This is a genomic window from Eoetvoesiella caeni (assembly GCF_003315175.1).
Lineage (GTDB): Bacteria > Pseudomonadota > Gammaproteobacteria > Burkholderiales > Burkholderiaceae_B > Eoetvoesia > Eoetvoesia caeni.
Genome location: NZ_QNRQ01000001.1, coordinates 654,505 through 667,192, shown reverse-complemented (window position 1 = coordinate 667,192; position 12,688 = coordinate 654,505). Strand labels below are relative to the sequence as shown.

General features: G+C 58.0%; 12 protein-coding genes. 3 read left to right on the top strand and 9 right to left on the bottom strand.

Translation table 11 applies throughout. The features are described 5' to 3' along the window. The first annotated feature begins 346 nt into the window (after positions 1-346). From DFR37_RS03080 to DFR37_RS03070, 3 genes are read left to right on the top strand one after another with little or no spacing between them, the layout of a single operon-like run. Positions 347-1,384 (top strand): branched-chain amino acid ABC transporter permease, encoded by a 1,038-nt coding sequence (locus DFR37_RS03080; RefSeq protein WP_113931754.1) that lies wholly within the window; start codon positions 347-349, stop codon positions 1,382-1,384. A gap of 55 nt (positions 1,385-1,439) precedes the next feature. Then, positions 1,440-3,236, top strand: a complete 1,797-nt coding sequence (locus DFR37_RS03075) for a branched-chain amino acid ABC transporter ATP-binding protein/permease (RefSeq protein ID WP_113931886.1) — start codon at positions 1,440-1,442, stop codon at positions 3,234-3,236. Further along, on the top strand, positions 3,233-3,997 hold the full coding sequence (locus DFR37_RS03070) for an ABC transporter ATP-binding protein (protein ID WP_170139811.1): 765 nt from the start codon (positions 3,233-3,235) through the stop codon (positions 3,995-3,997). Before DFR37_RS03075 ends, DFR37_RS03070 begins: the two co-directional genes overlap by 4 nt. A 118-nt stretch (positions 3,998-4,115) precedes the next feature. Here the strand turns inward: DFR37_RS03070 and DFR37_RS03065 are convergent, their stop codons facing one another. The 9 genes from DFR37_RS03065 to DFR37_RS03025 all read right to left on the bottom strand — a co-directional run bounded on the left by DFR37_RS03065 (position 4,116) and on the right by DFR37_RS03025 (position 12,566). Further along, entirely contained in the window at positions 4,116-5,090 is a 975-nt protein-coding gene (locus DFR37_RS03065; protein ID WP_113931753.1) for a branched-chain amino acid ABC transporter permease, read from the bottom strand. Then, on the bottom strand, positions 5,087-5,974 hold the full coding sequence (locus DFR37_RS03060; protein WP_113931752.1) for a branched-chain amino acid ABC transporter permease: 888 nt from the start codon (positions 5,972-5,974) through the stop codon (positions 5,087-5,089). The genes DFR37_RS03065 and DFR37_RS03060 overlap by 4 nt, the downstream gene beginning before the upstream one ends. A gap of 84 nt (positions 5,975-6,058) precedes the next feature. Beyond that, entirely contained in the window at positions 6,059-7,372 is a 1,314-nt protein-coding gene (locus DFR37_RS03055) for an ABC transporter substrate-binding protein (RefSeq protein ID WP_242341667.1), read from the bottom strand. A gap of 49 nt (positions 7,373-7,421) precedes the next feature. Continuing rightward, on the bottom strand, positions 7,422-8,135 hold the full coding sequence (locus DFR37_RS03050) for an ABC transporter ATP-binding protein (protein ID WP_113931751.1): 714 nt from the start codon (positions 8,133-8,135) through the stop codon (positions 7,422-7,424). Continuing rightward, positions 8,132-8,905 carry an ABC transporter ATP-binding protein gene (locus DFR37_RS03045; protein WP_113931883.1) on the bottom strand — a complete coding sequence of 258 codons (774 nt, stop codon included), beginning with the start codon at positions 8,903-8,905 and terminating at the stop codon, positions 8,132-8,134. The genes DFR37_RS03050 and DFR37_RS03045 overlap by 4 nt, the downstream gene beginning before the upstream one ends. A 96-nt stretch (positions 8,906-9,001) precedes the next feature. Beyond that, positions 9,002-9,715, bottom strand: a complete 714-nt coding sequence (locus DFR37_RS03040) for an ABC transporter ATP-binding protein (RefSeq protein ID WP_113931750.1) — start codon at positions 9,713-9,715, stop codon at positions 9,002-9,004. A 304-nt stretch (positions 9,716-10,019) separates the two neighbouring features. Beyond that, a complete protein-coding gene (gene nth, locus DFR37_RS03035) occupies positions 10,020-10,658 on the bottom strand; it encodes an endonuclease III (RefSeq protein WP_113931749.1) in 639 nt (212 codons plus the stop codon). Further along, positions 10,655-11,284, bottom strand: a complete 630-nt coding sequence (rsxB, locus tag DFR37_RS03030) for an electron transport complex subunit RsxB (RefSeq protein WP_113931748.1) — start codon at positions 11,282-11,284, stop codon at positions 10,655-10,657. Before rsxB ends, nth begins: the two co-directional genes overlap by 4 nt. Positions 11,285-11,339: 55 nt before the next feature. Further along, a complete protein-coding gene (locus DFR37_RS03025) occupies positions 11,340-12,566 on the bottom strand; it encodes a polyhydroxyalkanoate depolymerase (protein ID WP_113931747.1) in 1,227 nt (408 codons plus the stop codon). Between the last annotated feature and the right edge of the window lie 122 nt (positions 12,567-12,688).

Genomic DNA, 12,688 nt, shown 5'->3' with positions numbered 1-12,688 from the left:
ACATCGACCGCCAATTCCTTTGCAGGTTCCCCGCCAACATCGATTCTCGACTTTTTTATCCGTCTATGCAGGGAATCCCCTAAAAGACTTTGTATCCTTATTTGTCGATAATCATATGTTGCTATCAGGTAACTTGAGTCACCCACGCAGTAGAAGGAAATCCCTCCCGCCGCTATCGACGCATCGTTATCGCTGTGCGAGCCGTATCATAGCCAGTACTTGTATGGTTGCTTGCCAGTTTTCCCTTTTTTATTGATGCAGGCGCTGGCCATCAGCCGGTGTCGCGTGTCGGCTGCAGTGAGACAGCGGGGTTTTCCCGATCTCATATATTCATGGTGTTGTGTAGATGGATTCGACAATCATATTCATATTGCTGCAAGACGGTATTTTAAACGGCGCCGTTTATGCACTATTGGGTCTGGCGCTGGTAATGGTATTTCTGGTTACCCGTGTCGTATTCATACCACAGGGTGAGTTCGTCTCTTACGGCGCACTGACCCTGGCTTTCATGGTGAACGGAAAAATTCCAGGAACCGTGTATTTACTGGTCATTGTGGGCATTGTGGTGTTCCTGGCCGAATTGATTTCGGCTTTGCGCCATAAAGAATGGTCCAAAATGCCCAAGACCGTTGCATGGACGCTGGTGCTGCCCCTTGCGCTGTACTTCGTCGCGCCCATGGTGGTCAGTACCACCACGCCGCTATGGCTCAACGTTTTGTTCTCGCTGGTCTTGGTGATACCGCTGGGGCCCATGGTCTACCGCCTGGTCTATCAGCCCATTGCCGAAGCCAGCATCATGGTGCTGCTGATCGTCTCGGTGGCCGTGCACTTCGTCCTGACAGGGCTGGGGCTGGTGTTCTTCGGTGCCGAGGGCTGGCGCACGCCGCCCTTCATGGAAGGCGAAGTCCAGTTCGGTGCGGTTACCTGGTCGGCGCAAACTTTCTTCGTGCTTGGCACCTGCGCCGCGCTGATCATCGTCCTGTGGCTGTTCTTCGGTAAAACACTGTATGGCCGCGCCTTGCGTGCCACGGCGGTAAACCGTCGCGGCGCTCGTCTCATGGGTATCAGCACGAATCTTTCGGGCAGCCTGACCTTTACGCTGGCCGCCGCCATCGGCGCACTTTCAGGCATGCTGATTTCGCCCGTTACCACCATTTACTACGACACAGGCTTTCTGATCGGCCTCAAGGGCTTCGTGGCAGCCATTGTGGGCGGCATGGCCAGCTACCCGTTGGCCGCGGTCGGCGCTTTGTTCGTGGGCATTCTTGAAGCTTTCTCGTCATTCTGGGCTAGCGCCTATAAAGAGGTAATAGTGTTTACGTTGATCATTCCAGTGCTGATGTTGCGTTCGTTCGGCACTACGCATAGTTCCGACGAGGAGTGAAGCCATGAATTGACTTGCTCTCGTTATATTTATTTTGTTCTTGCTCGTGCTTCCCATGATTTCCGGGACGCCTGAATTCTGGATTACCCAGCTCAATTACATCGGTTTGGCGGCGCTGGTTGTGCTGGGCCTGGTATTGCTTACCGGGGTGGGCGGCCTGATGTCCTTCGGACAGGCCGCGTTCGTGGGTATTGGCGCTTATACAACGGCCTACCTGACCACCGCCATGGGCTGGTCGCCCTGGGTGGCTTTGGTGCTGGGCCTGATATTGACCAGTATTGTTGCCTATGTGCTGGGCGCCATTACTTTGCGCCTGTCGGGCCATTATCTGCCCTTGGGTACCATTGCCTGGTGCCTGTCGCTGTATTACTTGTTCGGGAATCTCGAATTCCTGGGCCAGTACGATGGTATTGCGGGCATTGAAGCCATACACGTGTTCGGTATATCGCTGTCCGAAGGCCGGCACATCTATTACCTGATCTGGGTGGCGGTGCTGTTGTCCATGTGGGCGACGCGCAATCTGCTCAATTCGCGTCCAGGCCGCGCCATTCGCGCGCTCAAGGGCGGCGGCGGCATGGCCGAGTCGTTCGGCATTAATATGGCGTCGTACAAGATCATTATTTTCGTTTATTCGGCTTTGCTGGCTTGCCTGTCCGGCTGGCTCTACGCCCATATGCAGCGTGCGGTCAGCCCCAGCCCTTTCGGCCTGAACTACGGTATTGAATACCTGTTCATGGCGGTGGTTGGCGGCGGCAGCAGCGTATGGGGCGCGATTGTCGGTTCCGGCCTTATCCTGATCCTGAAAGACCAGATCCAGAACGTTTTGCCGCAAATCATCAACACCACGGCAAACTTCGAACTGGTCGTCTTCGGCGTCCTGATGGTGCTGGTGCTGCAATATGCGCGCGACGGTGTCTGGCCCATAATAGCTTCGGCCTGGAAGGCGATAACCGGCCAGAAGGCTTCGCAGCGCAACCAGGCGGCTCCTCCTGTCGCCGAGGCCTTGCCTTTGCGCCCGCGTCCGGAAAAAGGCTCGCTGGTGCTTGAGCTGGATGCGGCCCGTAAAGAATTCGGCGGGCTGGTGGCTGTCAACGACATCAGCTTCACGCTGCGTGCCGGCGAAATCATGGGGCTTATCGGCCCCAACGGCGCGGGCAAGTCGACCACTTTCAACCTTATCAGCGGAGTCCTGCCGACCACCAGCGGGACGATCAGCTTCTTGGGCAAGCGCCTGGACAAACTGCTGCCGCGCGACATCGCCAAGCTGGGCGTGGGCCGTACCTTCCAGCATGTGCAATTGCTGCCTACCATGACAGTCATCGAAAACGTGGCACTGGGCGCCCACTTGCGCCGCCACGTTGGCGTGGCCGCGGCCGCCCTGCACCTGGAACGCAAAGACGAGGCCGAGCTTCTGCATGAAGCCGCCAAGCAGTTGCAGCGCGTCGGTCTGGGCGAGTATCTGTACGAACAGGCCGGCAACCTCGCCCTGGGCCAGCAGCGTATTATTGAAATCGCCCGCGCCCTGGCTGCCGATCCCGTTCTGCTCTTGCTTGACGAACCCGCGGCAGGTTTGCGCTACAAAGAAAAGCAGCAGCTTGCCCAAGTGCTTCGGCAGTTAAGCGACGAAGGCATGAGCATTCTGCTGGTCGAGCACGATATGGATTTCGTCATGAACCTTACCGACCACCTGGTCGTCATGGACTTCGGCACCAAGCTGGCTGAAGGCAAACCCGACGAAGTCCAGAAGAATCCCAAGGTCCTGGAGGCCTATCTGGGCGGTATCGACGACGATATGGAGTTTGACGATGATAAACAGGCGGGAGCGCCAGTGGTAGCAGGAGGTGCAGCATGACAACGCCCGTGAATCAACAACCTCTTCTCGAGGTCAGCAACCTGTCGACTCAATATGGCAAGGTTCACGCCCTGGTGGGCGCGAAAATAACCGTGTCGCCGGGCAGCATCGTTACCGTTATCGGCGGCAACGGCGCGGGCAAGTCGACCTTGCTCAACTCCATCATGGGCTCCTTGCCGCTGGCGGGCCATGCCACTGGGGCGGTGCATTACCTGGGCTCCGACGTCAGCGGCTGGCAGGTCGAACGCCGCGTTGCCGGGGGCATGTCGCTGGTGCCCGAACTGCGCGAGCTGTTCGGCAGCATGTCGGTCGAAGACAATCTTCTGCTGGGCGGCTTTCGTTTGTACAACCAGCGCAAGGCCGGCTGGAAAGACAAAATGGATGAAGTCTACGACTTGTTCCCGCGTTTGCGCGAACGCCGTGCGCAAGAAGCCGGTACCTTGTCGGGCGGCGAGCGTCAAATGCTTGCCGTTGGGCGCGCGCTTATGGCTCAGCCCCAACTGCTGATGCTGGACGAACCCAGTCTGGGCCTGGCTCCGCGCATCGTGCGTGAAATTTTCCATATTATTGCGCGCTTGCGCAGTACGGGCGTTTCTATTTTGCTGGTCGAACAGAACGCCCGCGCCGCCTTGCAAGTGGCAGATTACGGTTATGTGCTCGAAACCGGTGAAGTCGTGCTTGAAGGCCCGGCCAAGGACCTTAGCGGCAATCCGCGGGTTATTGAAAGCTACCTTGGCCTGGGAAATAAAGCCAAAGAGTGACCAGCCCGCCGCCTATTCCACCTCGGATATGGGCAAATGGAACAAGAAGCTCGCGCGCCCTTTATGGGCGCGTTTTTTTTGCCAGGCTATTGAAGGCCCCGGTTTATGACAGGCGTTCTTATAAGGCTTTTTTCCGCCTTGTGCGATAAATGAGTTCGCCGACGATGCCGCGCCGAAAGGCAATGACGCAAAGAACGAAAATCAGTCCGATAATAATGGTGACCGACTCGCCCAGGGTCTGGAACCAAGGCACGCCGGTAGTCTGGCTAAGATAGCGGGCGAACTCGCCCACTTTATTTTCCAGCAGCACCACAATAAAGGCGCCAAGCACGGGCCCGGTAAACGTCCCCAGGCCACCGATGAGCGTCATGAGGATGACCATGCCGGACATCTGCCAGGTTACGTCGCTGAGTGTGGCCGAAACAAAGACCAGCGCCTTGGTCGCTCCGGCCAGCCCCGCCAGCGCGGCCGACAACACGAATACCAGCAGCTTGAAGTGGTCGACGTTATAGCCCAACGAAACGGCTCGTGGTTCGTTGTCGCGGATAGCCTTGAGCACTTGCCCGAAAGGCGAGTTGATCGTGCGCCAGATCAGCCCATAGCCGGCAAAGAAGATGATCGCGACCACATAGTAAAGATTCAGGTCGTCGGACAGATTCAGGCCGAGTATCGTGCCACGCGGGATGCCCTGCAAGCCGTCTTCGCCATGTGTAAAAGGCGCTTGAAGGAAAAAGAAAAACAGCATCTGGGCCATGGCCAGCGTGATCATGGCGAAATAAATGCCGCTGCGTCGGATAGCCAGCCCGCCGATGACAAGGCCGAGCACAGCCGCGATTACGGTGCCGAACAGCAGGCCGGCGAAGGTCGAAAGGCCCCAGGCGGTCAGGGCGTGGCCGGCGGCGTAGGCGGCCCCGCCGAAAAACGCGGCATGCCCGAACGAAAGCAGGCCTGTATAGCCCAGCAGCAGATTGAAGGCGCAGGCAAATAGCGCATAACACATGACCTTCATGATGAAGATGGGATAAGCTCCCAACGCGGGAAGCAAGACGACAATAAGTATGGCGGCCAGATAAGCGATAAGTTGCCGTTTCATTTTTCTTTCCCGAACAGGCCTGCGGGGCGCAACAGCAGCACGATCACCATAATGATAAAGACCACTGTGTTGGATGCCTCGGGCCAGAATACTTTGGTAAAGCCTTCGATAATGCCCAGGCCAAGGCCGGTGACAATGGAGCCCAGGATCGAGCCCATGCCGCCGATGACGACGACGGCAAAGACCACGATGATCAGGTTGGTGCCCATCAGCGGAGTAATTTGCGCCACAGGTGCGGCCAGGACGCCGGCAAAGCCCGCCAAGCCCACGCCAAAGCCGTAGGTCAGGGTAATGACCTTGGGCACGTTGATGCCGAAGGCTTCGACCAGCTTGGCGTTCTCGGTGCCGGCACGCAGCACGGAACCCAGCCGGGTTTTTTCAACCAGGAACCAGGTAATGAGACAGGCGGCGATGGATGCCACGACGACCCAGGCGCGGTATATCGGCAAATACATAAAGCCCAGGTTGACGCTGCCCTGAAGCAGCGCGGGGGTCGAGTATTGTTGGCCCGAGACGCCATAGAAGCTGCGGAACAGGCCTTCGATGAGCATCGCCAGGCCAAAGGTCAGCAGCAGTCCGTAAAGAGGGTCTAGCTTGTATAACCTGCGTAAAAGCAGGCGTTCGATGACAATGCCTATCAAGCCCACTGCAATTGGCGCGATGACAAGCATGGCCCAGTAGTTCAGTCCCAGGTATTGCAGGCCCATCCAGGCAATGAAGGCGCCCAGCATGTACAAGGTGCCGTGGGCAAAGTTAATGACGTTCAGCAGGCCGAAGATAATGGCCAGGCCCAGCGACAAGACGGCATAGAACGAGCCGTTAACCAGTCCTAGCAGCAATTGCCCAAATAGCGCAGGCAGGGGAAGGCCAAAAAGTTCTGTCATGAGTTTGATGCTTTAGCGAAAAGGCCTGACGTGAAGACGCTTGCCGCGCGCCCGCTGTGCGCGCGCGGCGGGGTGGTCGGTTGCTTACTTCTTGACTAGCGGGCAGGACGATTCAGCCAGGGATGCATAGACTTCGTCGCCGGGCAGCGTTGCGATGACCTTGTAATAGTCCCAGGGCTTTTTGGATTCGGCCGGCTTCTTGACTTGCATCAGGTACATGTCGTGGACCATGCGGCCGTCTTCTCGGACGACTCCGTTGGTGGCGAAAAAGTCGTTGACCTTGTTCGACTTGAACCACTTCATCAGCGTGTCGCCGTCGTCCGTGCCGGTGGCTTTGACGCCCTCTAGATAGAACCTGGCGGCGGAGTAATCGCCGGCCTGTAAAAACGAAGGCATGCGCTTTTGCTTTTCGAAGAAGCGTTCGCCCCATTTGCGCGAGGCATCGTTCTGGTCCCAGTACCAGCCCGCGGTCAGATACATGCCTTGGGTGGCTTCCAGGCCCAGGGCGTGGACGTCGTTGATGAATACCAGAAGGCCGGCCAGGTTCATGGTTTTGGTGACGCCGAATTCTTTGGCGGCCTTGACCGAATTGATGAAGTCGCCGCCCGCATTGGCCAGCCCCAGTATCTGGGCTTTCGAGGCTTGCGCCTGCAGCATGAAGGACGAGAAGTCGGAGGTGCTGAGCGGCGCCCGCACGCTGCCGACCACCGTGCCGCCGGACTTCTTGACGACGGCCGAGGTGTCGCGTTCGAGGGCATGGCCGAAGGCATAGTCGGCGGTAAGGAAGAACCAGGATTTCCCGCCGTTCTTGACCACGGCCGAGCCGGTGCCCCGGGCCAGGGCAATGGTGTCGTAGGCGTAGTGCACGGTGTAGGGTGTGCACTGCTTGTTGGTAAGTTCGGACGCGCCGGCGCCGATGACGAAGAAAGGTTTTTTCTTTTCGGCGGCGACGCCGGCCATTGCCAGCGCCGTGCCCGAACTGGTTCCGCCAATAAGCAGGTCAAGGTGTTGCTGGTCGAACCATTCGCGGGCGCGCGCAGAAGCAATATCGGCTTTGTTCTGGTGGTCGGCGACAAGCAGTTCGATTTTCTTGCCGTTGATTTCGCCGCCTGCGTCGGCAATGGCCATGCGGATAGCCTCGGCGCCGGCCGGGCCGTCGATATCGGAGTACAGCCCCGACATATCGGTGATAAAGCCGATGCGTATGACGTCGTTGGAGATACCGGCCGCATGCGCCACGGGGAATGCCCCAAGGCTTGCGATGGTTATGGCCAGTGCTGCCGCCGGGCCGCCCCAAGGCAGCACGCGCCCCCTTGGGGGGCAGCGAGACGCGCAGCGTTGAAGCGTGGGGGTCGGTGCTGCCGCCGTGGAGGTCGGTATTGCCGTGTGCATTTTCATAAGCTTCTCCTGGTTGGGCGCCGAAAATGCTCCGGCGTCGGAATTGTTGTTAAACCCCTAAAAGCGTATTCAGCAACTCTTGCTTGGCCGGCAGTTCGGCTGATTCGAACTGTTCGATTATTACCCCGTGTTCCATAATATAAAAGCGGTTGGCCAGCGGGGCGGCAAAATGAAAGTTCTGCTCGACCATGACGATGGTGTAGCCTTTTTCTTTGAGCGTGCTGATCATGCGGGACAGGGCTTGCACGATAACGGGTGCAAGCCCTTCGGAAATCTCGTCCAGCAGCAAAAGGTTGGCGCCGGTGCGCAAGATGCGCGCCACCGCCAGCATTTGCTGCTCTCCCCCCGAGAGGCGTGTTCCGGGCGAATTGCGGCGCTCTTCAAGATTGGGGAACATGTCGTAGATTTCGGCCAACGACATGCCGCTGCCCGGGGCGCCGTTCATGGCGGGCGGAAGCAATAGGTTTTCTTCGCAGCTCAGGCCCGAGAATATGCCGCGCTCTTCGGGGCAGTAGCCGATACCCAGATTGGCGATTTTGTAGGTGGGCAGGGCGATGGCTTCGGTGCCTTGAACGCGGACCGAACCGGTGCGCGTGTCGGTAAGGCCAAGCAGCGCGCGCAGCGTCGTCGTGCGGCCGGATCCGTTGCGTCCCAATAGCGTGACGACTTCACCCTGGGCAACGTTGAAGTTCACGCCGTGCAAGACATGGGATTCGCCGTACCAGGCCTGTAAATTGGCGACTTCCAGAGCCAGTTTCGTCACTGCTGCGCCTTTTCGGTTGTGCCGGCGGCTGTGCCCATGTAGGCCTGCATGACGGCCTCGTTGCGCGACACCTCGGCGTAAGTGCCTTCGGCCAGTATGGTGCCGCGCGCCAGTACCGTGATTGTGTCGGCAATGGACGCAACGACATTCATATTGTGTTCCACCATAAGGACGGTGCGCCCCGCGCTGACTTTCTTGATAAGCGCGGTTATGCGCTCGACATCTTCGTGGCCCATGCCTTGAGTTGGCTCGTCCAGCAGCATCATCAATGGGTCCATGGCCAGGGTCGTGGCTATTTCGAGTGCGCGCTTGCGGCCGTAAGGCAGGCTGGCCGTGTATTCTTGCGCGAAGTCGGCCAGGCCGACTTGGTCGAGCAGGCTTATGGCTTTTGGATTGAGTGCGTCAAGGGTTTTGTCGCTGCGCCAAAAGTGAAACGACAGACCGGTGGCGCGCTGCAGGCCTATGCGAACGTTCTCGAGCACGGTAAGTTGTGGAAAGACCGCCGAAATCTGGAACGAGCGCGTCATGCCCCGGTGGGCCACCTGCGAGGGCTTTTCGTGCGTGATGTCGGTGCCCTGGAAGAGAATACGGCCGGACGTAGGCGCAACAAACTTGGTGAGCAGATTGAAGCAGGTGGTTTTGCCCGCGCCATTGGGGCCGATCAAGGAATGGATGCTGCCTTTTTTTACCTGCAGGCTGACATCGTTTACAGCAACGAAGCCATTGAAGTCTTTGATCAGATGCTTGGTTTCCAGGATGTATTGGTGCATGCCTAAGTTCGAGCCCATGTTCAAGACTTGCTTCGATTATGGAATCTTCCCCTTTAAAAGCCTATGCGGGTTTGTCATAGGTTAACGCGAACGGGACTAGGCGCCCAGCAGCGAATGCAATACATCCTGCTTTGACGGCAGGTCGGCCGCTTGGAATTGTTCGATGATGCGGCCTTGCTCGATGATGTAGTAGCGGTCGGCCAATGGCGCCGAGAATTGCGAGTTGTGTTCCGCCAGGATGACCGTGTAGCCTTTTTCTTTGAGGGCCGCCAGGATGCCGGCCAGCGATTGCACAATAATGGGGGCCAGGCCTTGGGCGATTTCATTCAGCAGCAGGATGTTGGCGCCTGTGCGCAAAATTCGCGCGACGGCCAGCAATTGCTGCTCTCCGCCCGAAAGCCGGGTGCCGGGCAAGTGGCGGCGTTCTTCAAGACTGGGAAAAAGTTCGTAGATTTCCGCCAGGGACATGCCCCCGCCCAGGGTTTCTTCGGTAGAAGGCGGAAGAAGCAGGTTTTCTTCGCACGTGAGGCCGGAAAAAATGCCGCGCTGTTCGGGGCAGTAGCTGATGCCCAGATGCGAGATCTTTTCAGGGGAAAGGTGGATGGATTCGGTTGCATGGATGCGCACGGAACCGCTGCGTTTTTCGGCGACGCCCAATAGTGCCCGCAAGGTTGAGTTGCGGCCCGAGCCTTCGCGCCCCAGCAGGGTGATGATTTCGCCTTGGGCGGCATTGAAATTTATGCCATGCAATACTTGTACTGCGCCATGCCAGGCTTGTAAATCGGCCACTTCAAGCGCGAGGTTTGACATGCAAACGCCTCTTTTATTATGCGCGCCCCCGCCGTTGACGACGACGCAAGTGCGAAATTCGGGGTCTCGAACCCGGTGCCGGTTTGACGTTATGCAGTTCTGTCGGTGAACCGGGGTCGAGGCTCAAGAGGCAGTATGAGATTTTCTTTTTTAAAAGAACATGCGGGTTTGTCATAGGTCTATGGAAAACCCCAAAGCCGCATGAACATTGAGTTTGCTGAATATTCGCCCGCACACCAAAACACCTCCACAAGCGTTACATTGCATGTACACGTGTAACTTTTTTTAGGAGTAGCAAGCCGCGTCAGCGGGGTAGAGTCTTATCCTTGTATTCGCATAGATCCGCAATGCCGCACTGGGGGCATTTGGGGGTGCGGGCTACGCATATATAGCGGCCGTGAAGTATCAGCCAATGGTGAGCGTCATGGCGAAACTGCGCCGGCACTACCTTTTCCAGCTTGCGTTCGACTTCGACGACGTTCTTGCCGCGTGCCAGCCCTGTGCGGTTGGAGACCCGGAATATATGGGTGTCGACAGCAATGGTCGGGTGGCCGAAGGCCGTGTTGAGCACTACATTGGCGGTTTTGCGTCCGACGCCGGGCAGGGCTTCGAGCGCAGCGCGATCGTCGGGCACTTCGCCGTTGTGGCAGGCAAGCAGGATTTCACAAGTCTTGATGACGTTTTTGGCCTTGGTCTTGTACAGTCCGATGGTCTTGATGTATTCGGTGAGCGCGTCAAGGCCAAGGTCGACCAGGCCTTGTGGCGTGCCGTGCTGGGGAAAGAAGCGGGCAGTGGCGATATTGACCGATTTGTCGGTGGCCTGCGCCGACAACAGCACGGCGATCAAAAGCTGGAATGTGCTTTCGTAGTGCAGTTCCGTTGTGGGGGCGGGGTTCGCGGCTTTCAGGCGCTCGAAAATCTCGTGGCGTATGGTGTTGTTCATGTTGCTGCATTATGGCGGCGCGCGCGGGCGCGGGCAACGGCGTCGCTTATGGTCTTTTGCTTGAGGGCCGCATCCGAAGCCATGGAGGATACGGCGGCCTTGTTGGCCAGGGTGCGAGCCGCGGCCGCCAGGGTTTCGGGGTGCGTGGCGTTAAGGCGATGCTGGCGTTGTTCGTATCGAAGCTTTGCGCTGGAGGCCAGCTGTACGGACCATGCATGCCCTGCAGGGATCATGCTGATGCAGTCGACAGGGCAAGGGTCTACGCACAGGTCGCAGCCTGTGCATTGGTCCGCCAGAACGGTGTGCATGAATTTATTGGCGCCGACAATGGCGTCGACCGGACAGGCTTGTATGCATAAAGTGCATCCTATGCAGTGCGCTTCGTCGATAACGGCACGTTGCAAAGGCTTGTGCTTGCCGCATTCAAGATCAAGCTCAAGAGCGGGGCGGCCCAGCAGTTCGGCCAGCGCCTGTATGCCGTCCTGGCCGCCGGGCGGGCAGCGGTTGATGGCTTCGCCGCTGGTGGCAATGGCGTGCGCATAAGGACGGCAGCCGTCATAGCCGCATTTGGTGCATTGCGTTTGCGGCAGCAGGGCATTGATGCGATCGGTCAGGGTGGTGGACATAGAAAATGAAAGCGGGGCCGCAAGGCCCCGGCAATGTGGCGCAAGTGGCGCGGGACTATGCCGAGCGGCGTATGAACTCGGCTATTTTAGGGCATATCGTCGAGCGCCAGCGGCTGCCCGAAAATATACCGTAGTGGCCGCAGTTCGGAGCCGTGTAGTGCTCTTTGCGCTTGGCGGGAATATTGCTGCACAGGTCATGTGCGGCCCGGGTTTGCCCTTGGCCGGAAATATCGTCGAGTTCGCCTTCTATGGTGAATAGCGCCACGCCGGTAATGGCGGAAGGGTCCACTTTTTTTCCGTCCACAACCCAAAGGCCGCGGGGAAGCTGGTGCTCCTGAAAAACCGTTTTGATGGTGTCCAGGTAGAACTCGGCAGGCATGTCCATGACGGCATTGTATTCGTCGTAGAAACGGCGGTGCGTCTGCGCGTCACCTTCGTCGCCTTGAAGCAGGTCCAGGTAAAAGTCGTAGTACGAGCGGACGTGGCGGTCCGGGTTCATGGCCATGAACCCGGCATGTTGCAGGAAGCCGGGATAGACGCGCCGGCCTTCGCCCGGATAGCGTACCGGCACCTTATGGATGAGGTTGTCTTCGAACCACGAATACGGCTTGGTGGTGGCCAGCCGGTTGACGTTGGTGGGAGACACGCGGGTATCGATGGGCCCGCCCATCATGGTCATGCTGCGTGGCATGCATGGGTCGTTTTCGGCCGCCATGAGCGAGATGGCCGCCAGAACCGGAACCGTTGGCTGGCATACCGATATGACATGGACCTCGGGGCCCAGCAGCCGTATGAATTCTTTGACGTACTTGACGTAGTCGTTCAGGTGGAAGGCGCCACAGGAATTCGGCACCATCCGGGCGTCGATCCAGTCGGTGACCACTACATCGTGGGCGGGCAGCAGGGCTTTGACGGTATCGCGCAGCAAGGTGGCGTGATGGCCTGAAAGCGGTGCAACCAGCAGCACGGTCGGGTCGGGCTTATGCGACTTGGGTAAGGCCCGTTCGAATCGCACCAGATTACAGAAAGGCTTGGCCAGTATGGTGCGTTCGGCGACAGCAATATCCTTGCCGTCGACCAGCGTGTTGTTCAAGCCCCATTGCGGCTTTTCGTAATCTTTTCCCAGCCGGTGGGCGAACTCGCAGGTGGCGGCAAGTTGGCGGGACATGGGCGTATAAGCCAGCGGGCTATAGGGATGCGAAAATAGCTGGGACCCTGTGTCGGTAAAAGCGGCCATCGGTGTCAAGAAGGCACGTTGGAGCTCGTGGAGGTCATACAGCATATAAGTTCATTTGCCTTACGTTGGTACTCGGCGGCATTCTTGGAAGTACCTCAAGGACTCGATGAGTGTTCTCTGAGTGTACTGAATGTACTGATCAGTTATTAGCTAAGCATAATTTCTTA

What these genes read in the sequence shown, in the direction of transcription:
- DFR37_RS03080 (WP_113931754.1), top strand. Translation starts at nt 347, where the DNA reads ATGGATTCGACAATCATATTCATATTGCTGCAAGACGGTATTTTAAAC.
- DFR37_RS03075 (WP_113931886.1), top strand. Translation starts at nt 1,440, where the DNA reads ATGATTTCCGGGACGCCTGAATTCTGGATTACCCAGCTCAATTACATC.
- DFR37_RS03070 (WP_170139811.1), top strand. Translation starts at nt 3,233, where the DNA reads ATGACAACGCCCGTGAATCAACAACCTCTTCTCGAGGTCAGCAACCTG.
- DFR37_RS03065 (WP_113931753.1), bottom strand. Translation starts at nt 5,090, where the DNA reads ATGAAACGGCAACTTATCGCTTATCTGGCCGCCATACTTATTGTCGTC.
- DFR37_RS03060 (WP_113931752.1), bottom strand. Translation starts at nt 5,974, where the DNA reads ATGACAGAACTTTTTGGCCTTCCCCTGCCTGCGCTATTTGGGCAATTG.
- DFR37_RS03055 (WP_242341667.1), bottom strand. Translation starts at nt 7,372, where the DNA reads ATGAAAATGCACACGGCAATACCGACCTCCACGGCGGCAGCACCGACC.
- DFR37_RS03045 (WP_113931883.1), bottom strand. Translation starts at nt 8,905, where the DNA reads ATGCACCAATACATCCTGGAAACCAAGCATCTGATCAAAGACTTCAAT.
- DFR37_RS03040 (WP_113931750.1), bottom strand. Translation starts at nt 9,715, where the DNA reads ATGTCAAACCTCGCGCTTGAAGTGGCCGATTTACAAGCCTGGCATGGC.
- nth (WP_113931749.1), bottom strand. Translation starts at nt 10,658, where the DNA reads ATGAACAACACCATACGCCACGAGATTTTCGAGCGCCTGAAAGCCGCG.
- rsxB (WP_113931748.1), bottom strand. Translation starts at nt 11,284, where the DNA reads ATGTCCACCACCCTGACCGATCGCATCAATGCCCTGCTGCCGCAAACG.
- DFR37_RS03025 (WP_113931747.1), bottom strand. Translation starts at nt 12,566, where the DNA reads ATGCTGTATGACCTCCACGAGCTCCAACGTGCCTTCTTGACACCGATG.